Source organism: Brachybacterium sp. B718/18 (genome assembly GCF_055454375.1).
Genome location: NZ_JBVDDO010000002.1, coordinates 62,446 through 81,942, shown reverse-complemented (window position 1 = coordinate 81,942; position 19,497 = coordinate 62,446). Strand labels below are relative to the sequence as shown.

Sequence of the window (19,497 nt, the reverse complement as noted above, 5' to 3'; positions counted from 1 at the left end):
AGCGGTGGAGAAGTTGTGTCGGGGTCTTGACACAAGTGTGGGGATCGGCGCATTGTGTCATCACGTCGGTACAAATCGGCGTCGTCGGGCATCGCCGCCCGTTCCTCCCGGAGGTCCTCATGGTCGTCGGCCCGCTCCTGCCCCTGATGATGCTGGTCGCGCTGCCCGTCGTGCTCATCGCGCTCCTGCTCGCACGCGCTCTCGGCGCCGAGCGCACCGGCCTGCACCGCGGCGCGCTCGCCGCCCGCTGGGTGGGCCTCCCGCTCGGCATGGTCGTGATGATGCTGGTCATCGTCGCCGCCGCGTCGGGACGGACGGCCGACACAGAGTCCCTCGCCGCGCTCGGACCCGCGGCGGGCGGCATCGTGCTCCTCCTCGCGATCGCGGCCGGCGAGCTCACCCTCCCCGCTCCGCAGGTCGCGGTGCGCCGGGCCTCCCTGCGCCGACGCACCCTGGGCACGCTCCTCCCGCGGGCCGCCGCGGTACTCGTCGCCCTCACGCTCACAGTCCTCGCCCTCGTGGCCCTCACCGGGCTGCTGCTCGCGGCCGACGGGTCCACGTTCGCGATCGAGGCCCCGCCGTCGGGCGACGACCTCGGCCAGGGCGTGGCCTACGGCCCCTTCCCGGGCGGCGACTACACCGTGACGATCGCCGCCGGGATGCTCATCCTGGTACTCGTCGCGGGTGGAGCGCTCGCGCTGATCCTCCGTCGCCGGCCGAGCGACGATGTGCACGACCTGCTGCTGCGCCGCCGCTCCGCGACCTCCGTGGCCGGGGCCGTGGTCCTCGCCGCGGCTGCCTGCACGGTGCCGGTCGCGCTCGCGCTCCTGCGTCCGCTGCTGCTGGTGCGCGGCGAATTCGCGATCACCGCGGGGATGCAGGCCGGCACCGGGATCGCCGCGGGTGGGATCGTCGTGGGCCTGCTCGCCCTCCCACTCGGCCTCGCGATGGTGATGGTCCCCGAGGTTCTCGCCCGCTCGGGGCCGCGGGCTCGAGCATCGGCTGCGACCGTCGCGGTCGAGGGGGTCGCGGGATGACCCATATCGTGGTCGACATGGACAACCCCACCCCGCCCTACGAGCAGGTCCGTCGCGAGATCCTCGAGCAGATCCGCGGGGGAGAGCTGCGCCCCGGCGACCGCCTCCCCGCGATCCGCGTCCTCGCCGGCGACCTCGGCCTCGCCGCCGGCACCGTCGCCCGCGCCTACAAGGAGCTCGAGGAGGCGGGGATCGTCAGCACCCGCCGCGGCGCGGGCACCACGGTCGCCGCGGGGGCGGAGATCGAGGCCCGCCGGCTGCTCGGCGCGCTGCGCCTCCCGGCGGCGGGCGCGGCGGATCCGACCCTCGTGGAGCTGCTGACCGCGCCGCTCGAGGAGGCCCGCGCGCTGGGGGCCGACGACGCCGCGATCCTCGCCGCCGTGCGGGCGGTGCTGGCCCACCGACGGTGAGGATCCGCCTCGAGCCCCTCGGCCCGCAGCACGGACCGGAGATCCTCGCCGGCCAGGACGAGGCGCTGGAGCGGGAGACCATCGGGCGGCCCTGGACCGCCGCCTCGCTCGAGGAGTTCCTGGCTCGGTGCGCTCGCTGGCGGGCCGACGGGCCGCTCCGCGAGCTCGCCGCGGTCGAGTCGAGCAGCGGCCGGCTGCTCGGCGGGGGAGGGCTGAACCGGTTCGCTCCGGGACTCGCCCGGGACCAGGTGGCGCTGACCTACTGGCTGCTGGCCGACGCGCGCGGACGCGGGCTCGGCACCGAGCTCGCCGCCGCGGTCCTCGCCCGCGCGGCGACGATGCCCGGGGTGCGCGAGGCGGTTCTGCTCATCGATCCGGCGAACGGCTCCTCGCAGGCGGTGGCGCGGGGGATCGGTGCCCGGCCGACGGGGGAGCGGGTGCCCCATCCGGCGGGCCGCGGGCGGACGGCGGAGCGCTGGGTGGCGGCCCTCGGGGAGTGATCGTTCCTCCACGCGCGGAGTTATCCACAAAATCGGCGGGTCCGGTCCAAATCCTTGTGTGAGGGGTCCTGTGGGAGTAGCCTGGAGGAGTCTTGGTTCGAGGGGCTTACGAACGGACATTCGATAACAAGCGGGGGGGGGGGGGCGACATGGTCACTGTGCTGGATCGTCGACGCTCCGAGCCCTCCCGGTCCGTCCGGGCCCGCTCGCCGCTCACCGAGGACTCCCTGCTGCGCCGGGGCGGTGTCGACAGGGGCTCGGCGGACGCCCGCGCGATCACCCGGCTGCTCGAAGCCGAGCGCGAGGAGTCCCGTCGGCATGCGCGTCGCCTGCAGGAACTCGCCCCCTTCTGGATCGATTCGGAGGATCCCGAGCTCGCCGACTCCCGGGAGGAGCGCAGCCTCGCCGTCGCGATCGCCCTGCGCACCACCAGCTCCCGCGCCGCCGGCGAGATCCGTGGCGCGCACATGGCCGTGGTGGAGATGCCGCGGACCCTCGCCCGCCTCGCCGCAGGGGAGATGCCCCGGGAGTGGCATGGCCGAATGCTGCGGGAATGCCGAGACCTCACCCCGTTCCAGCGTGACGAGGTGGATTCCGTCATCGCCGGATGGGATCTCGCCTCGATCCCCGCGGAGCGATTCCGGGACGAGCTGCGACAGGTCATCGCCTGGCAGCGCTCGGCCGATCCGCTGCCCCGGCCGGAGGACCTCCGCGACGTGGTTCTCGAGGGCGGGCGCGAGGGGGACGGTACCGCCTCCCTGCGCGTCACCGGCCCGATCCCCGAGATCCTCGATCTCGCCCGACGGCTCGACGCCGGGGCGCGGGCCGTGCAGGCCGCCCAGCGCCGCGCCCTCGACGAGGGCGCCCCTGTTCCCTTCGACCTCGACGGCACGGTCGCCGGCGCCGGTCGGGCGATGAGCCTCGCCCAGCTCCGCTACGCCATCATGCTCCGCTCATTCCTGGACACCGGCGGCGTCGAGGTGCCCGCACCCCGCTTCCGCCTCAACGTGGTCATCCCCGTCCTCACCCTGATGGGGCTCGACGACACCCCGGCCACCCTCGACGGCACCCACCCGCTGCCCGCGGAGATGGCGCGGGATCTCGCCGCCGCCGAGCCGGTGTGGCACCGGGTCTTCACCGATCCGATCAGCGGCGAGTTCCTCCCCCTCCCCGCCGAGCGCTACCGGCCCACCGAGGCGATGGTCGAGCACCTCCGCCTCCGGGATCCGCTCTGCGCGGTCCCCGGGTGCACGCGGCACACCACCGATGACGCCGAGACCGACCATCTCGAGGAGTTCGACCACGCGGACCCCGCCCGCGGCGGGCCGACCTCCCTCCACAACCTGCACCGCCTCCACTGGGGCCACCACGATCTGAAGACCGCGGGCCGGATCGACCCGGTGCGCGAACCCGACGGCTCCACCATCTGGACGGTCGGGGCGCCGGCCCTCGTCACGATCCGCGTCCGCCCACGCGGCGACCTCGCGACGCCCCGTCTCGCCCGGGCGCTCCAGGAGTCCTGGGAACACCACCGCTGGCACGAGGAGCTCGAGGCTCTCGAGCGCAGCGGCGAGCTGGAGCGGATGCTGCGCGAGTGGGGTCCCCCTGATCCGCGCGAGGGCTGGATGCCGGGCGACGCGGTGCCGGACCCGCCCTTCTGAGTACCCTTCCCCTCATGCGGTACGGATTCCTCGGCCCCGAGACGACCTTCACCCACCAGGCCCTCCTCCAGGCACTCGCCGAGATCCCCGCGGAGCCCGGCGCGTCGGCCCCCGAGACCGTGCCCTTCTCCTCCGTGGCCACCGCGACCACCGCCCTGCTCGCCGGGGACGTCGACGCGCTCATGGCCCCGATCGAGAACTCCGTCGAGGGCGGCGTCTCCGGCACCCTCGACGTGCTCGCCGCGACGGAGTCGATCACGATCGTCGCCGAGCAGACCGTGCAGATCACCTTCGTCCTGGCCGCGCGCGAGGACACACCGCTCGACGAGCTCACCAGCGTCTCCTCCCACCCGCACGCCCAGGCGCAGGTGCAGGGCTGGCTCCGCGCGAACGTGCCGACCGCCCAGGTCGCCGCCTCCTCCTCGACCGCCGCCGCGGCCCGCGACCTCGCCGCCCTCGACGCCGAGTCCGCTCGGGGCCGGGCCGCCGTCTGCTCACCGCTCGCCGCCGAGCACTTCGGCCTCACCGTCCTCGCCGAGGGCATCGAGGACCACGAGGGCGCGATCACCCGCTTCGTGCTCGTCACCCGCGAGGGCCGCATCCCCGCCCGCACCGGGGCCGACAAGACCACGGTCGTCATCCAGTTGCCGCACAACCGCTCGGGCGCCCTGCTCGAGGCGCTCGAGATCCTCGGGTCCAACGGGGTGAACATGTCCCGGATCGAGTCCCGACCCGTCGGCGACTTCCTCGGCCGCTACTCCTTCTCGATCGACCTCGAGGGGCACCTCGAGGACCGCCGAGTCGCCGCTGCGCTGCGCGCCCTGCACCGCCTCTGCCCCGTCGTGCACTACCTCGGGTCCTACCCGCGGGTCGACGGCGCCCAGCCCGAGGTGCGCGAGGACTTCGTCGACCACGCCTACGACGAGGCCCACGCGTGGCTCGAACGGCTCAGCGGCATGATCACCCCCGCCGATCCCGGGGCGGCGATCTGACATGGCGGCCAAGACCCCCGTCACCGTCTCGGGCCGCGCGGAGGTGCGCGCGATCGGCGAGCGGCTGATCCTGCCGCTGCCCGAGGACCTCAGCGCGAAGCTGCCCTCCCGCGGTCAGGTCGCCGTGGAGGGCACGCTCGAGGAGTATCCGCTGACCACCGTGCTCGAGCCCGACGGCCGCAAGGGCCACTGGATCGCCCTCGACGCGGCGCTCATCGACGACCTCGACCTCACCGAGGGCACGAGCCTCGCCGTCACCCTCACCACCTGCGCCGAGTGGCCCGAGCCGGAGGTTCCCGGCGATCTCGCCGCCGCCCTCGAGGAGGCGGACGACCTCGCGGACACCTGGCCCGCCCTCACCCCCATGGCCCGCTGGGAATGGGTCCGCTGGGTCCGCGCCACCCGCAGCGGGGACACCCGTGCCCGCCGCGTCGAGGTCTCGATCGACAAGCTCCGCCACGGCTCCCGCCGCCCGTGCTGCTTCGACCTGTCCTCCTGCACCGACCCGGAGCTCGCCCGCAGCGGCAAGCTCCCGGAGTGACGGGCCGACGTCAGCCCGCCGTGCCGTCCAGCCCCTCCGGCACCCGCAGGTGCAGCGCCCCGGGGTCGACGGTCGCGATCAGGTGGGTCGCCTCGACGTCCGTGTCCCCGTCGAGCTGCACCGGCTGCGGCTTCGCGGTCGTGACCTGCACGCCCGTGGTCAGGTAGCGCTCGAGCGTGGAGAGCTTCGGACCGAAGGTCGGGCGCAGCTTGGGGTTCACCACCTGCGCGGCGACCTGGCTGAAGCCTGCTGCCCCGCGCCAGCCGGCCACGACCACCTCGAGCCGGCCGTTGTCGATCGTCGCATCGGGCATGAGCACGAAGCCGCCGGGCAGCTTGCCGACATTGCCCAGCAGCACCGTGCGGGCCTTGTGGGCGTGCCGGGTCTCGTCCGGCAGCTGCACCACCACATCGACCGAGCGGCCCACCACGGTGCGGATCCCGCCGAAGATGTACGCGATCCAGCCGATCCGCTTCTTCATCTGCGGATCGGTGTAGCCGATCATCTCCGCGTCCGCGCCGAAGCCGGCGATGACCAGGAAGATCTGCTTCTGCGCGGAGCGGGCCGCGCTCGCCGAGGCGCCCACGCGCAGCCAGCCCACATCCACCGGGTGGTCCTCGCCGGTGAGGGCCGCGACCATCGCCGCCGTCGGATCCTCGAGCGGGATCGACACATTGCGCGCGAGCAGGTTCCCGGTGCCCGCCGGGATGATGCCCATCGGGGTGTCGGTGCCCGCGAGCACGGAGGCGACCATGCGCACGGTGCCGTCGCCGCCCGCCGCCATCACCAGGTCCGCCCCGTCGGTGAGGGCCTGCTCCGTCTGCCCCCGACCGGGATCGTCCATCGTGGTCTCGTAGAACGCGGTCTCCGCCCCCTCGATCCGCTCGACCGCCTCGGTGATCTGGCGGCGGAAGGCGTCGGTGCCGGAGAACTTCGAGGGGTTCAGCACGACGGCGACCCGGCGCAGCCGGTCCGTCGGGCCGGTGACGCCGGTGGCACCGGCGACGGCATCTGCACCGTCCTCCGTCGGCGGCTCCTCCCGCACCGCGCTGCGACGCTCGGCGGCGGACTTCAGGGCGGTGAGCTCGCGGCGGTGGCGGCCGAGGCGGCGCAGCACGACGACGAGCAGGGCGATCGTCACGATGGTCGTGACGACCGAGACGATGCTGAGGGCGAGCAGGGTGACGTCCATGCGGTCAGGGTAATCGCGAGCGGGGCCCCGGGTACCCTGGGGGAATGATCGATCTGCGGCACCTGCGCGAGAACCCCGAAGCCGTCCGCGACGCCCAGCGGGCCCGTCGTCGTGACCCCGAGACCGTCGACGCGGTCCTCACCGCGGATTCCCGCTGGCGCGAGGCGACCACCGCCTTCGAGAACGCGCGGGCCCAGCAGAAGGCCTTCGGCAAGCAGGTCGCCCAGGCGACGGGTGAGGAGAAGCAGGCGCTGCTCGGCGAGGTCAAGCAGCTCGCGGCCGACGTCAAGCGGCTCGAGGCGGAGGCCGCGGAGGCCGCCGTCGCCCGCGACAGCGCGCTGCGCGCCATCCCCAACCTCGCCGAAGGCGCCCCCGAGGGTCTCGAGGAGGACTTCGTGGTCCGCGAGACCGTCGGGCAGATCCCGAGCTTCGAGGCCCCGGTCAAGGACCACCTCGAGATCGCCGAGGGACTGCGCGCGATCGACATGGCGCGCGGCGCGAAGGTCTCCGGCAGCCGCTTCTACTTCCTCACCGGCGTCGGTGCCCAGCTCGAGCTCGCGGTCCTCAACGCCGCGATCGACCAGGCCACCCAGGCCGGCTTCACCCCGATGATCACCCCCACCCTGGTGCTGCCCGAGTCGATGGAGGGCACCGGCTTCCTCGGCGAGCACGCCGACGAGGTCTACCACCTCGACAAGGGCGACGACCTCTACCTCGTCGGTACGAGCGAGGTCGCGCTCGCCGGCTACCACAAGGACGAGATCCTCGACCTCTCGGACGGCCCCCTGCGCTACGCCGGCTGGAGCGCCTGCTACCGCCGGGAGGCGGGCAGCTACGGCAAGGACACCCGCGGGATCATCCGGGTGCACCAGTTCCACAAGGTGGAGATGTTCTCCTACTGCCGCATCGAGGACTCCTACGCGGAGCACGAGCGGCTGCTGGACTGGGAGCGGCAGATGATGGCGAAGATCGACGTGCCCTACCGGATCATCGACACCGCCGCCGGCGACCTCGGCACCTCCGCGGCGCGCAAGTTCGACTGCGAGGCGTGGATGCCCTCGCAGGAGACCTACCGCGAGCTCACGTCCACCTCGAACACCACCCAGTTCCAGGCGCGGCGGCTGAACATCCGCGAGCGCACCGAGGACGGCCTGCGCCCCGTCGCCACGCTCAACGGCACCCTCGGCACCACCCGCTTCCTCGCCGCGATCCTCGAGAACCACCAGCAGGCCGACGGCTCGGTCGTCATCCCGGAGGGGCTGCGCCCGTACCTCGGGGGTCGCGAGGTCTTCGAGGTCGTCGCATGATCCGACGGCTCCTGCAGGCCCTGCGTCACCGCAGGTTGACCCGGGGGTCAGATCGGCCTGGGACAGTGGACGGCGTGACCTTCCCCGCCGCCGCCCCCGACCGCGCCCCCACCCGCGATCTCCTGCGCGAGCATCTCGGGGAGCTCTCCGGGGAGCAGCTGCTGATCGGTCTCGACGTCGACGGCACCCTCGTGGACCACGACGGCACCATGTCGCCCGCCATGCGCGAGGCGCTGCGCGCCGCCGCCGCGGAGCACACCGTGGTGATCGCGACCGGCCGCTCGCTCGGCGCGACGGTGCCGATCGTCGAGACCGCCGGCATCACCCGCGGCTTCGCCGTCTGCTCCAACGGGGCGGTCACGCTCGAGATGGACCCGGAGGCCGAGGGCGGCCATCGCGTGATCGGCACCCGCAGCTTCCAGCCCGGTCACGCCCTGCGCACCCTGCGCGAGGTCGCCCCGGACGCGCACTACGCGGTCGAGATGGCCGACGGCACCTTCCACGCCACGGCCGGCTTCCAGGATGCGAGCTTCGGGGTCGAGGCGATCGAGAGCGATCTCGACACGCTGCTCGAGCTGGAGGCGGTGCGCGTCGTGGTCCACGTCCCCGATCTCTCGCCCCAGGAGTTCAGCGAGGTCATCGCGGAGTCCGGGGTGCACGGAGTCGAGTACTCGATCGGCTGGACGGCCTGGCTGGACATGGCCGCGCCCGGCATCTCCAAGGCGAGCGCCCTCGAGGAGCTGCGCGAGCGGCTGGGCATCGATCCGAGCCGCACGGTGACGGTCGGGGACGGGTTCAACGACGTCGAGATGCTCGCCTGGGCGGGCGTGGGGGTCGCGATGGGCCAGGCACCGCAGGGCGTCAAGGACGTGGCGGACGTCGTCACCGAGTCGGTCTACCAGGACGGCACGGTGCTCGTGCTCGAGTCGCTGCGCGGCTGATCCTCCGGCGGGGAGCCCAGCATTCCCCAGGCCATCGCCTGCGACAGCGCCTGCTCCCGGTTCGAGGATCCGGGCCAGGAGGACCGCGCGCTCGACCAGCAGCGCCCCGAGTCGTAGGTCTCCCTGCAGGTCCGGACAGGCCTCCTCCGTCGCGGGCATGTCACCTCCTCGGGCCGTGGCCTGCACGAACGTAGAACCTGTCCTATCGTATGTGCCGAGCCTCACAGGGTGAATGAGGGGGTGAGGTTTGTGGATACCTGTCGGAAACCATTGGTTTCCGAGGCATTGTTGTCGGGCCGAGAAAACCGGATGGCGACGACCCAGGATCGAGGAGCACCTCCATGGCAGAGCAGAACGAGCCGCGCGAGAGCCGCGGAGCCGCGGCGACCGAGCATCGTCGTTCCGTGCACTGCCCGGACCGCCTCACCAGCGTCTGCCGAGAACCCCTCCCGCATCCGACGTGTCGGAGCCGTCCGGAGGACTCCGCCGCCCGCGTCGCCTGGAGCTCGGTCCGCTTCACCATGCGCCGCTGAGATCCACCTCGAGGATCACCTTGCCGAGGTGGCCGCCTCGGCGGAGCATCGCGTGAGCTTCCTCCACCTCCTCGAGCGGGAGCCGTGCGTGCACCGGCACCCGGACGGAGCCGTCCGCGAGGAGCGGCCACACCAGGTCCTGGGTGCGCGCGAGGATCTCCTGCTTCTCCGCGACGGGTCGTGAGCGGAGGGTGGTCCCGATGATCCGGGCTCGGCGGCCCATGAGGAGGCCGATCGGCAGCTCGCCCCGTGCCCCGCCGAGGGTCCCGATGATCATCAGGCGGCCCCGCTCGCGCAGCATCGCCACGTTCTCGGCCAGCAGCGACCCGCCCACCACGTCGAGGATGACGTCGGCCCCGCCCTCGGCGGCGACGGCCGCGGGGAGATCCGTGATGCGGCGGTCCCAGGCGGCGTCGGCCCCGAGTGCGCGCGCCGATTCGCGGGCCTCGGGGGAGCCGGTCACGGCGAGCACCCGGGCGCCCAGGTGATGGGCGATCTGCACCGCGGCGGTGCCGATGCCGCCCGAGGCCCCGTGGATCAGCACGGTCTCGCCCTCGCGCAGCCCCGCCTCGAGGACGAGGTTCGAGACCACGGTCGCGGCGACCTCGGGCACCCCGGCCGCCGTGACCGCCTCCACCCCGGCGGGAGCGGGGAGGAGCTGGCCCTCGGGAACCGCGACGACCTCGGCGTAGCCGCCCCCGGCGAGGAGCGCCACGACCGGTGCCCCGGTGTCGCGGCGCCGACCGGCGACCTCGAGCCCCGGCAGCTCGGAGGCCCCGGCGGGCGGCGGATAGCCCCCGGCGACCTGCAGCAGATCGGCACGGTTCACCCCCGCGGCGACCACGTCCACGAGCACCTCGCCGGGGGCCGGGGAGGGCTCCGGGAGGTCGGTGAGGAGGAGGCGGTGCTCGGGGGTGATCGTCATCGCGCGCATGGGGTCACGCTACGCCCCCCGCGGGAGGCGTGACCCGAGGCTGGTTCCATGGTCGACGAGAACCGGCCGCTCGTCGCGGTCGTCGCCGACGGGCGGTCCGGGCCCTGCGCGCCCGCACCCAGGTGCGCTGAGCGCAGCCGCTCAGGCCCGCACGTCCACGACGGTCCGGCCGCTCACCTGTCCGGCGAGGATCCGCTCCGCGAGCGGCAGCACTCCGGCGAGGCCGACGGTCGCCGTCAGGGAGTCCAGCAGGGCGAGGTCCAGCTCCGCGGCGAGCCCTGCCCACGCCCGCTCCCGGGCGGCGCGGGGGGCGTCCACCGAGTTCACGCCCGCGAGCGTCACCTGGCGCAGGATGAAGGGCAGGACCGTGGTCGGCAGATCCGGGCCCTGGGCGAGGCCGTAGGCGGCGACCGTCCCGCCCCAGCGGGTCTGCGCGAGGACGTTCGCGAGGGTCGCGGAGCCGACGCCGTCGACCGCGGCGGCCCAGCGCTGGGACTGCAAAGGCCTCCCGTCGGCCGCGAGCAGCTCGCCTCGGTCGATCACCTCCGCGGCGCCGAGCGCGCGCAGCAGCTCGCCGTTCTCCTCCCGCCGCCCGGTCGCCGCGACCACGCGGTGCCCGCGGGCGGCGAGCAGCGCTACCGCGATCGAGCCGGCCCCGCCCGAGGCGCCGGTGACCAGCACGTCCCCGTCCTCCGGGGCGAGTCCCGCGTCCTCCAGGCGGTGCACGGCGAGCATGGCGGTGAAGCCCGCGGTGCCGATCGCCGCGGCGCGGGCGGGGGAGATCGCCTCCGGCAGGCGCACGAGAGCGTCGGGCCGCACCCGGGCGCGGGTCGCGAAGCCGCCGTGCCGCGTCTCGCCGATCCCGTCGCCGTTCAGCACCACCGCATCGCCCGGCGCGAAGCGCCCGTCGGCCGACTCCGTGACCGTGCCGACCAGGTCGATGCCCGGGATCAGCGGGTGGCGGCGCACGATGCCCCGCCCCGCGAGGGCCATGCCGTCCTTGTAGTTGAGGGAGGAGTACTCCACGTCCACGGCGACCGCGCCGTCCAGCAGCGACTCGTGGGCGTCCTCGAGCAGACGCGGGGTCGCCCCCTCGGACTCGATCAGGATCGCGCGCATCGGGTGCTCCTCGTGCTCGGGGGAGGGGGCGGCACCAGCGTATGCCTCGTCCCGCCCGGCGCTGCGCCGCAGGTCCCGGTAGACTCCCGCGGGTGCCTCCGGGCACCGGGAGGGTTGTCAGAGCGGCCGAATGAGATGGTCTTGAAAACCATTGTGCAGTGACCCTGTACCGCGGGTTCGAATCCCGCACCCTCCGCTCACCGCGCCACCTCGGCCCGCGCCCAGGCGGTGACCCGTCGTGCCTGGTCCCGGTCCAGCGCGGCCGCGGAGCGGCGCCGCAGCGTCGGCCGCCCCCGCAGCGCCCCGCGCCCGTCGGGCCCGATGTAGGAGCCGGGAGGGAGCGGCTGGGTCGCGGCGAACAGCACCGCGGCGGCGCCCTCCTCGGCCGGCATCGCGAAGGGGCGGCTCGCGGCGGTGACCACCCGGTCCAGGCGGGCGGAGCCGGTCGCGTTCTGCAGGTTCGTCAGCACCCAGCCCGGATGCACGAGCTGGAGGTCCACGCCGCCGGGGCGATCCTGCAGACGCTCGGCGAGCTCGAGCCCCCACAGCATCGTCACCAGCTTCGAGCGCCCATAGCCGGCGCGCAGCGACCAGCCGCCCCGGGCGAAGTGGGGATCGGCGAGGTCGATGGCGCCGAAGGTGTGGGCGTGCGAGGCGGTGACCACGATCCGCTCCCGCACCAGCGGCAGCAGCAGATCGGTCAGCAGGAGCGGTGCCAGGGCGTTGACCGCGGTCATCCGCTCGAAGCCGTCGGCGGTGACCTCGCGGCGCCGGGTGACCGTCCCGGCGACGTGGATCAGCAGGTCGATCCCGCGCCCTTCCACCGCCTCCGTGATCCGGGCGGCGCCGGCGCGGACCGCGGCGAGGCCCGCGAGGTCCAGCTCCACCAGCTGGATCGCGTCGGGGCGGCCCGTCTCCCGGACGATCCGCTCCCGGACGATCTCCCCCTTGGCGCGGCTGCGTACTCCGAGCACCAGGTCGGCGCCCCAGCGGGCCAGCTGCAGCGCCGCCTCCCGCCCCAGCCCGTCGCTCGCCCCGGTCATCACCGCGGTCCGGCCCCGGAGGTCGGGCTCGCGGAGGTGCTCCCACGCCATCGCCGTCATGCGGTCATCGTAGGATGGCAGGGCAGGTCCCGCGCCGTCGTCGCACCGAGGAGAACACCGCAATGGCCCAGTACACCGGCGTCCCCGTCAGCCCCGGCCGCGTGGTCGGCACGATCCGCACCATGGCCCCGCCGGTCGCCGAGCCCGCCGCCGATGCGACCCTCCCGGAGGGGGCCGACGCCGCCGCCGAGGCCGAGCGCATCCCCGCCGCCGCCGCCGCGGTGCAGGCCGCTCTCACCCGGCTCGCCGAGCGCGCGAACGGGGACGGGAAGGCGATCCTCGAGGCCACCGCGCAGATGGCCGCGGACCCGTCCCTGACCACCACCGCCAAGGGCCTCGTCCTCAGCGCCGGCAAGAGCGCCGAGCGAGCCGTGTGGGAGGCCGGTGACCAGGTCGCGACGATGCTCGAGGGCCTCGGCGGCTACATGGCCGAGCGCGCGACCGACGTGCGCGACGTGCGCGCCCGCATCGTCGCCGAGCTGCGCGGCGAGCAGGCCCCGGGCATCCCCGACGTCGACGAGCCCTTCATCCTCACCGCGATCGACCTCGCCCCCGCCGACACCGCGACCCTCGATCCGGAGCGGGTCCTGGCCCTGGTCACCTCCGACGGCGGCCCCCAGTCCCACACCGCGATCCTCGCCCGGCAGCTGGGCCTGCCCGCGATCGTCGCCGCGAAGAGCATCCACGAGTTCGCCGACGGCACCGAGGTGTTCGTCGACGCCGGCTACGGCACCGTCACCGACGAGGTCACCGAGGAGCACCACCGCTACGCCGCGGCATGGGCCGAGCTGCAGCGCAACCCACTGACCTACGAGGGCGGCGGCGGGGTCCTCGCCGACGGCCACACGGTGCAGCTGCTCGCCAACATCGGCGGCGCCAAGGACGCCGAGAAGGCGGTCGCCGCGCACGCCGACGGAGTGGGCCTGTTCCGCACCGAGTTCCTCTTCCTGGACCGCGAGGACGAGCCCACCGTCGAGGAGCAGACCGCCGCCTATCGCGAGGTCTTCACCCTGTTCCCGGGGAAGAAGGTCGTGGTGCGCACGATCGACGCCGGCGCCGACAAGCCGCTGCCCTTCCTCACCGACGCCGAGGAGCCCAACCCCGCCCTCGGCGTGCGCGCCTACCGCACCAGCTGGGAGAAGCGCTCCGTGCTCACCAACCAGCTCGACGCGATCGCCGCCGCGGGCGCGGACACCGAGGCGACCCCGTGGGTGATGGCCCCGATGATCTCGACCGTCGAGGACACCGAGGACTTCGCCTCGCTGTGCGCCGAGCGCGGCCTCAGCCCCGCCGGGATCATGGTCGAGACCCCGTCGGCCGCGATCACCGCGGACCGGCAGCTCGCCGCGTGCGACTTCGCCTCGATCGGCACCAACGACCTCACCCAGTACACGATGGCGGCCGACCGCATGCTCGGCTCCCTCGCGCACCTCAACAACCCGTGGCAGCCCGCGGTGCTCGCCCTCGTCGAGGCGACCTGCACCGGCGCCGCCACGGCGGGCGGCAAGCCCGTGGGCGTGTGCGGCGAGGCGGCGGGCGACCCCGGCCTCGCGGTCGTGCTCGTGGGCCTCGGCGTGACCTCCCTGTCGATGACCCCGCGCTCCCTGCCCGCGGTCGCGAAGGTGCTCTCCACCGTGACCCTCGAGCAGGCGCAGGAGCTGGCACGGGCCGCCGTCTCCGCCCGCACTGCCGAGGAGGGCCGCGACGCGATCCGCGCGGGCCTCCCGGTGCTCGGCGAGCTGGGTCTGTGACCAGCCACTGACCGCAGGACGCGCGAAGGGCGCCCCACCGCGAGGTGGGGCGCCCTTCGTCTGTCGTGCGCGGGGCTCTCAGGCGTCCGCGTCGAGATCCGTCTCGAGCAGGTCGCCGAGGGCCTTGAGGGACTCCTCGGCGCCCTCGCCCTCGGCCCGCAGCACGACCTGGTCGCCGTTGCCGGCACCGAGGGTCATGAGCATCAGCATCGAGGCGGCGGGGACGGGGTTGCCGCCGACCTTCTCGATGGTGACCTGGGCGGGCTGCTCGCCGGCGGCCTTGGAGAAGATGGTGGCCGGACGGGCGTGGAGCCCGGAGGCGCTGGCGATGGTGACGGTGCGCTCTGCCATGGGATGGCCTTTCAGTCGGGGTGGTGGTGGCGGGTGCCTACGGGATGGGACCTTAGCGGACCCGTCCCGTCAGAGCTGAGCCTTCCGGGCGGCGATCGCGTCGCGCACGGCGGGGAACAGCGGGTGGTCGGCAGCGAGGCCGGTCACCTCGGTGGTGGCGGCATCGGCGTCGGACGTCCGCAGGATCTCCTGCAGGCGCTCGACCTCCTCATCGCCCTCGGGGGTGAAGGCGAGGGCCGCGGCGAGGGAGCGCAGCAGGGCGTCGGCGGTGAGGCCGCGCTCGGCGAGCTCCGCGGCCGGGCCGATGATCCGGTCGTCCCGGGAGAGCTTGCGCAGGGGAGCGCGGCCCACCCGCTCGACCGGATCGGGCAGCGCCCGGTTCGCGAAACGGCCCTGCACCTTCGTGCGGTAGGCCTCCATCTCCTCGGGGGCGAAGCCGTGCTTGGCCACCAGCAGCGAGGAGGTCTCCTCGAGCACCGCCGCGACCTCGGCCGAGACCTGCGGATCCGCGACCGCGTCGGCGATCGTGGCGTGGCCCGCGGCGAAACCGTGCCAGGCCGCGGTGGCATGGCCGGTGTTCACCGTGAACAGCTTCCGCTCGATGTACGGCCCGAGCTCGTCGACCCAGGTGATCCCCGGGACGTCCGGCTCGGCACCGCCGAAGGGGCCGCGCTCGACGGCCCACTCGTGGAAGTCCTCGACGGTGACGTCGAGGCCCGAGCCCTCGGCCTGCACCGGCACGATGCGGTCCACGGCGGTGTTCGCGAAGAAAGCCTTCTCGTCGAGGTCCTCGCCCGGGTAGTTCGCGCGGATCTCCTGCTCGAGGAGGTCCGTCGCGTTGATCGCGTTCTCGCAGGCGAGGACCGCGATGCGCGGGGCGCCCTCGGGGCGCGCCGCGATGCCGGCCGCGATGGCCGGCGCCACGAAGCGCAGGATGTGGGCGCCGACGGCGGTGGTCACCAGGTCCGCGTCGGAGAGCTCCGCGGTCAGGGTCTCCGGGTCGCTCGAGGAGTTCACGGCCCGGAAGCCGTCGACGACGGTCTCCGTGGGGTGCTGGCCGACGGTGCGGACCGTGTACGAGTCCGCCGCCTGCAGCTGGTCGATGAGCGCCGCGGCGACATCGGCGAAGACGAGCTCCGCCCCGGCCTCGTGGAGCAGGAGCCCCACGAAGCCGCGTCCGATGTTGCCGGCGCCGAAATGGACGGCCTTCATCAGTGCCTCACTTCCCGTCCTGGAAGATCGCCAGGATCTCGTCGGCCGTGGTGGCCTGCTCGAGCTTGTGCACCTGGGAGGCGTCGGAGAAGGCCATCGCGACCTTCTGCAGCAGCTCCAGGTGCTCGTTGCCGACGCCCGCGATGCCGATCGCGAAGCGCACGGTCTGTCCGTTCCAGTCGATGCCCTCGGGGTAACGGACCACGCTCATCGCCGAACGGCGGATCGAGGACTTCGCCTCGTTCGTGCCGTGGGGGATCGCGAGCCCGTTGCCCATGACCGTCGAGACGGTCGCCTCGCGGTCGTGCATCGCCGTGACATAGGCGTCGTCCACGGCCCCGGCGGCGACGAGCAGACCGCCCGCCTCCTCGATGCCGGTGGCGGCGTCGGTCGCCGAGCCGGAGAGGATGATCGACTCGCGGGTGAGGATCGAGCCGCCGGCCGGCTGCTCCGCCGGCGCTGCCGCGACCGGTGCCGCTGCGGCCGGTGCCGCTGCCGCGTTGTTCCGCTGGCCGACGAGGTCGACGACCTCGTCGTAGCGGGGCGAGTTCATGAACTGGTCCACGCTCACGTGCACGGCCGAGCCGGTGCGCTGGCGGGCACGGTCGGTGAGCTCCTTCTGGGTGACGACGACGTCCCACTCGTCGCTCAGGTTCGAGATCGCCCGGTTGGTGACCTCGACGTCGTCGAAGCCGGCCGCGCGCACCTTCTTGCGCAGCACCGTGGCGCCCATGGCGGATGAGCCCATGCCCGCGTCGCAGGCGAAGACGATCTTGCGGATCGGCCCGGTGTGGCCGGACGCGTCGGCCGCGGCGGCGGCACCTGCCCCCGCACCCGCGCCGGTGAGCGCGCCCGCGACGGAGGACTTCTTGCCCTTCATCTCCTCCATCTTGGCGGTGGCGGCGGCGAGGTCGCCGTCGTCCTGCTTGCCGATCTTGAGGAACAGGGTCGCCAGCAGGAAGCTCACGAGCGCCGCGCCGCCCACGGCGAGGGCGATGCCCAGGTAGGAGTCTCGAGCGGCGACGCCGAAGATCGCGAAGATCGACCCGGGGGAGGCCGGGGCGATCAGGCCCGTGCCGAAGGCGACGTTGATCGCGACACCGGTCATGCCGCCGCCGATCGCGGCGAGGATGAGCAGCGGCTTCATCAGCACGTAGGGGAAGTAGATCTCGTGGATGCCGCCGAAGAAGTGGATGATCGCGGCGCCCGGGGCGGAGGCCTTCGCGGCCCCGCGGCCGAAGACGGAGAAGGCGAGCAGGATGCCGAGGCCCGGGCCGGGGTTCGACTCGAGCAGGAAGAGCACCGACTTGCCGTCGACTGCGGCCTGGCTGATGCCCAGCGGCGTCAGCACGCCGTGGTTAATGGCGTTGTTGAGGAAGAAGACCTTCGCCGGCTCGATGAGGATCGACACCAGCGGCAGCAGCCCCGCGTTCACGAGGGCGGCCACACCGTTGGAGAGCAGCGTCATCAGGCCGTTCACGACCGGGGCCAGGCCGAAGAAGCCGACCACCAGCATGAGGAAGCCGAAGATGCCGGCGGAGAACATGTTCACGAGCATCTCGAAGCCCGCAGGGATGTGCTCCTGCCACAGCCGGTCCAGCCGCTTCATGAGCCAAGCCGCGAGCGGGGCCATGATCATCGCGCCGATGAACATGTGCACCTGGCCGAGGGCTGCGAAGTCCGCCTCGGCGTTGCCGGCGGCGACCCACTCCTCGAGCAGCTTGACGTTCTCCTGGGCGATCAGCCAGTCGGAGCCGCCGATCACGCCCATGGTCGCGATGACGCCGACCACGGCGCCGCGCGCCTCGTAGACCATCCGGCCGCCGGTGTTCGCGATCAGCAACGGCAGCAGGTAGTGGATCATCGGGCCGACGACGCTCGCGAGCGGCTCGTTCGGCGTCCAGCCGTCAGGGATGAAGAAGGCAGTGAGGATGCCCCACGCGATGAGCGCGGGGATGTTCGGCATCACCATGTTCGACAGGGAGGTGCCGACCTTCTGCAGCGCCACGCGCGGGGAGAACCCGCGAGGCGCCTCGGTCGCTGTAGTCATGATTCGTCCTCGACTCCGGGGGCCGCGGCGCACCGAGCGGGGCGCCGGGAGCCCGGGATCGGCACTGACCATGAGGGGATGGGGTCGTCACAGGCTCAGGGTCAGTCTAGGACGGTCCCGCAGGTCAGCGCAGGAGGACCAGGGTCCTGGTGGGAACACGACGCGCGTGCCGCACGGGGCGAGCGGCTGCCCGGAGCGAGGCATGTCACCCCGGCAGAGGACTCAGAGCTGGCCCTGCGCCTCGGTGCCCGCGGGGATCGGGGTCATGCGGGTGACCGTCGCCGGCTTCGCCACCAGGTCCTTCACGTCCCCGCGGAGGATCTCGACGACGCTCCCGGAGCCGTGGGCGTCGAGGTCCTCGACCGTCGTCCACTTCTCGATCATGGTGATCGTGCCGTCCTCGGCGTCATGAATCGCGTAGAGCTCGCAGCCTTGCTCCCCGTGCACGGCGGCGATCCCGCGCTGCATGGCATCGGCCAGCTCCTGCTTGCGGTCGGGCAGGGGGTAGAACACGGCGGTGACGACGACGGTCATCGGGACTCCTTCGAACCAGCGGCGGGGTCGGTCACCTCCGAGGCTACCGGGGCATGGTGTCCGTGCCCCGCGTCGTCCACCCCTCGACAGATCTATCGAAAAACGATAGTTTTCTGTCGTTCATCGAGAGAGGGAAGGGTCATGGCAGCCTCCACCATCGTCATCTTGCGGATCATCCTGTGGATCTCCCTCGCGGGGAGCGCTGTCGTGCAGCTCGCCGTGATCACCTGCTCCTGGTGGGACCAGGACGCCCCCGACCGCGTCGACGGCATCACGGTCGCGCTGATCGTCCTCGCGGTGCTCGGGATCCTCGCCCTCCAGGTCGTGGCCGTGAGCATCCTGCGCCTGCTCACCCTGGTGCGGAAGGGCCGGGTGTTCTCCGCGCGCTCCTTCCGCGAGGTGGACCGGATCGTCGTCGCCGTGCTCGCGCTCGCCGCGGTGGTGCTCGGGGTGCCGATCGTCGGCGCGATCGCCAACCGCCTGCACCCGGGGGATGCGATGGCTCCCGGCATGGTGCTCGTGCTCGGCGGGATGGCTCTCGTGGTCGCGGGGGTGGCGCTGGTGATCCGGGTGCAGCGCCAGCTGCTGGTGCAGGCCACCGAGACCCTCACCCGGGCGGAGCATCTGCAGTCCGAGCTCGACGAGGTGATCTGAGTGGGCATCGTGGTGGACATCGACGTGCAGCTCGCCCGCCGGCGGATGACTGTGGGCGAGCTCGCCGAGCGGGTCGGGATCACCCCGGCCAATCTCGCGGTGCTGAAGAACGGTCGGGCGCGGGCGGTGCGCTTCACGACCCTCGCCGCGCTGTGCGAGGCACTCGACTGCCAGGTCGGGGACCTGCTGCGGCACGAGCCCGACGGGGAATGAGAGCGGGCGCACACGTCGCCGTCCACAACGCGGTGTCGCATGTCGGCTCGGTGCCGTAGGCTCGACGAGGTCGCTCCGGCGACTGCGCCGCACCTGCGGCGGATCTCCCGTCGGCACCTTCGACGGGGGCAACGGACCACTGAAGTGGTTCACGACCGAAGGAATATCGCCATGGCAACTGGCACCGTCAACTGGTTCAACTCCGAGAAGGGCTACGGCTTCATCGCCCCCGAGGATGGCAGCGCGGACGTGTTCGCGCACTTCTCCGCCATCGTCGGCACCGGCCGTCGCGACCTGGTGGAGAACCAGCGCGTCGAGTTCGACGTGGAGCAGGGCCCCAAGGGCCTGCAGGCGTCGAACATCCGCCCCCTCTGAGACCTCCCGCCCGTCCCTGATCAGGGACCTGCGGATCGCGCCCGTCGCCCCGGCCCCGTGCCGGAGCGGCGGGCGTGCCTCATGTCC

The 19,497-nt window shown here is 73.0% G+C and carries 21 protein-coding genes and 1 tRNA gene; 14 read left to right on the top strand and 8 right to left on the bottom strand.

The window, feature by feature from the left end:
• The first annotated feature begins 119 nt into the window (after positions 1–119).
• From ACZCAH_RS04260 to ACZCAH_RS04235, 6 genes are all read left to right on the top strand, one after another.
• Positions 120–1,037, top strand: a complete 918-nt coding sequence (locus ACZCAH_RS04260; RefSeq protein ID WP_464339885.1) for a hypothetical protein — start codon at positions 120–122, stop codon at positions 1,035–1,037.
• Complete coding sequence (locus ACZCAH_RS04255) at positions 1,034–1,447, top strand: GntR family transcriptional regulator (RefSeq protein WP_464339884.1); 414 nt, start codon at positions 1,034–1,036, stop codon at positions 1,445–1,447. The genes ACZCAH_RS04260 and ACZCAH_RS04255 overlap by 4 nt, the downstream gene beginning before the upstream one ends.
• Entirely contained in the window at positions 1,444–1,947 is a 504-nt protein-coding gene (locus ACZCAH_RS04250) for a GNAT family N-acetyltransferase (RefSeq protein WP_464339883.1), read from the top strand. Before ACZCAH_RS04255 ends, ACZCAH_RS04250 begins: the two co-directional genes overlap by 4 nt.
• Positions 1,948–2,096: 149 nt before the next feature.
• On the top strand, positions 2,097–3,608 hold the full coding sequence (locus ACZCAH_RS04245) for an HNH endonuclease signature motif containing protein (protein WP_464339882.1): 1,512 nt from the start codon (positions 2,097–2,099) through the stop codon (positions 3,606–3,608).
• Between the two features lie 14 nt (positions 3,609–3,622).
• Positions 3,623–4,600 carry a prephenate dehydratase gene (pheA, locus tag ACZCAH_RS04240; protein ID WP_464339881.1) on the top strand — a complete coding sequence of 326 codons (978 nt, stop codon included), beginning with the start codon at positions 3,623–3,625 and terminating at the stop codon, positions 4,598–4,600.
• A gap of 1 nt (position 4,601) precedes the next feature.
• Positions 4,602–5,141: a YdeI/OmpD-associated family protein gene (locus tag ACZCAH_RS04235; protein ID WP_464339880.1), complete on the top strand. Its 540-nt coding sequence runs from the start codon at positions 4,602–4,604 to the stop codon at positions 5,139–5,141.
• Positions 5,142–5,151: 10 nt separating this feature from the next.
• On the opposite strand, the gene ACZCAH_RS04230 is transcribed toward ACZCAH_RS04235, so the two are convergent.
• Positions 5,152–6,333 carry a diacylglycerol/lipid kinase family protein gene (locus ACZCAH_RS04230; protein WP_464339879.1) on the bottom strand — a complete coding sequence of 394 codons (1,182 nt, stop codon included), beginning with the start codon at positions 6,331–6,333 and terminating at the stop codon, positions 5,152–5,154.
• A 44-nt stretch (positions 6,334–6,377) separates the two neighbouring features.
• Here ACZCAH_RS04230 and serS point away from each other — a divergent pair, with 44 nt between their 5' ends.
• The 3 genes from serS to ACZCAH_RS04215 all read left to right on the top strand — a co-directional run bounded on the left by serS (position 6,378) and on the right by ACZCAH_RS04215 (position 9,114).
• The gene (gene serS / locus ACZCAH_RS04225) at positions 6,378–7,640 is read left to right on the top strand and encodes a serine--tRNA ligase (protein ID WP_464339878.1); all 1,263 of its coding nucleotides are present in this window, start codon (positions 6,378–6,380) and stop codon (positions 7,638–7,640) included.
• Between the two features lie 74 nt (positions 7,641–7,714).
• Positions 7,715–8,581: an HAD family hydrolase gene (locus ACZCAH_RS04220; protein ID WP_464339877.1), complete on the top strand. Its 867-nt coding sequence runs from the start codon at positions 7,715–7,717 to the stop codon at positions 8,579–8,581.
• Positions 8,582–8,922: 341 nt separating this feature from the next.
• Positions 8,923–9,114 carry a hypothetical protein gene (locus ACZCAH_RS04215; protein ID WP_464339876.1) on the top strand — a complete coding sequence of 64 codons (192 nt, stop codon included), beginning with the start codon at positions 8,923–8,925 and terminating at the stop codon, positions 9,112–9,114.
• On the opposite strand, the gene ACZCAH_RS04210 is transcribed toward ACZCAH_RS04215, so the two are convergent.
• Complete coding sequence (locus ACZCAH_RS04210; RefSeq protein ID WP_464339875.1) at positions 9,098–10,048, bottom strand: NAD(P)H-quinone oxidoreductase; 951 nt, start codon at positions 10,046–10,048, stop codon at positions 9,098–9,100. The two genes, ACZCAH_RS04215 and ACZCAH_RS04210, sit on opposite strands and share 17 nt — an antisense overlap.
• 141 nt (positions 10,049–10,189) lie before the next feature.
• The gene (locus tag ACZCAH_RS04205; protein WP_464339874.1) at positions 10,190–11,167 is read right to left on the bottom strand and encodes an MDR family oxidoreductase; all 978 of its coding nucleotides are present in this window, start codon (positions 11,165–11,167) and stop codon (positions 10,190–10,192) included.
• A gap of 108 nt (positions 11,168–11,275) precedes the next feature.
• Here ACZCAH_RS04205 and ACZCAH_RS04200 point away from each other — a divergent pair.
• Positions 11,276–11,363: transfer RNA gene (locus ACZCAH_RS04200), tRNA-Ser, on the top strand.
• Position 11,364: 1 nt separating this feature from the next.
• Here ACZCAH_RS04200 and ACZCAH_RS04195 read toward each other — a convergent pair.
• Positions 11,365–12,270, bottom strand: a complete 906-nt coding sequence (locus ACZCAH_RS04195; protein ID WP_464339873.1) for an SDR family NAD(P)-dependent oxidoreductase — start codon at positions 12,268–12,270, stop codon at positions 11,365–11,367.
• A gap of 62 nt (positions 12,271–12,332) precedes the next feature.
• Between ACZCAH_RS04195 and ptsP the strand changes: the two genes are divergently transcribed.
• The gene (ptsP, locus tag ACZCAH_RS04190; RefSeq protein ID WP_464339872.1) at positions 12,333–14,021 is read left to right on the top strand and encodes a phosphoenolpyruvate--protein phosphotransferase; all 1,689 of its coding nucleotides are present in this window, start codon (positions 12,333–12,335) and stop codon (positions 14,019–14,021) included.
• Positions 14,022–14,099: 78 nt separating this feature from the next.
• Here the strand turns inward: ptsP and ACZCAH_RS04185 are convergent, their stop codons facing one another.
• The 4 genes from ACZCAH_RS04185 to ACZCAH_RS04170 form a co-directional block, all read right to left on the bottom strand.
• Positions 14,100–14,372: an HPr family phosphocarrier protein gene (locus tag ACZCAH_RS04185; RefSeq protein WP_464339871.1), complete on the bottom strand. Its 273-nt coding sequence runs from the start codon at positions 14,370–14,372 to the stop codon at positions 14,100–14,102.
• A gap of 69 nt (positions 14,373–14,441) precedes the next feature.
• Entirely contained in the window at positions 14,442–15,584 is a 1,143-nt protein-coding gene (locus ACZCAH_RS04180) for a mannitol-1-phosphate 5-dehydrogenase (protein WP_464339870.1), read from the bottom strand.
• 7 nt (positions 15,585–15,591) lie between these two features.
• The gene (locus tag ACZCAH_RS04175; protein ID WP_464339869.1) at positions 15,592–17,634 is read right to left on the bottom strand and encodes a PTS sugar transporter subunit IIA; all 2,043 of its coding nucleotides are present in this window, start codon (positions 17,632–17,634) and stop codon (positions 15,592–15,594) included.
• A 222-nt stretch (positions 17,635–17,856) separates the two neighbouring features.
• Complete coding sequence (locus tag ACZCAH_RS04170) at positions 17,857–18,168, bottom strand: putative quinol monooxygenase (protein ID WP_464339868.1); 312 nt, start codon at positions 18,166–18,168, stop codon at positions 17,857–17,859.
• Between the two features lie 141 nt (positions 18,169–18,309).
• Between ACZCAH_RS04170 and ACZCAH_RS04165 the strand changes: the two genes are divergently transcribed.
• The 3 genes from ACZCAH_RS04165 to ACZCAH_RS04155 all read left to right on the top strand — a co-directional run bounded on the left by ACZCAH_RS04165 (position 18,310) and on the right by ACZCAH_RS04155 (position 19,410).
• A complete protein-coding gene (locus ACZCAH_RS04165; RefSeq protein ID WP_464339867.1) occupies positions 18,310–18,822 on the top strand; it encodes a DUF2975 domain-containing protein in 513 nt (170 codons plus the stop codon).
• Positions 18,823–19,035, top strand: coding sequence for a helix-turn-helix domain-containing protein (locus tag ACZCAH_RS04160; RefSeq protein ID WP_329747071.1), 213 nt, complete (start codon positions 18,823–18,825; stop codon positions 19,033–19,035).
• A 171-nt stretch (positions 19,036–19,206) separates the two neighbouring features.
• Positions 19,207–19,410, top strand: coding sequence for a cold-shock protein (locus ACZCAH_RS04155; RefSeq protein ID WP_329747072.1), 204 nt, complete (start codon positions 19,207–19,209; stop codon positions 19,408–19,410).
• Positions 19,411–19,497 lie beyond the last annotated feature (87 nt).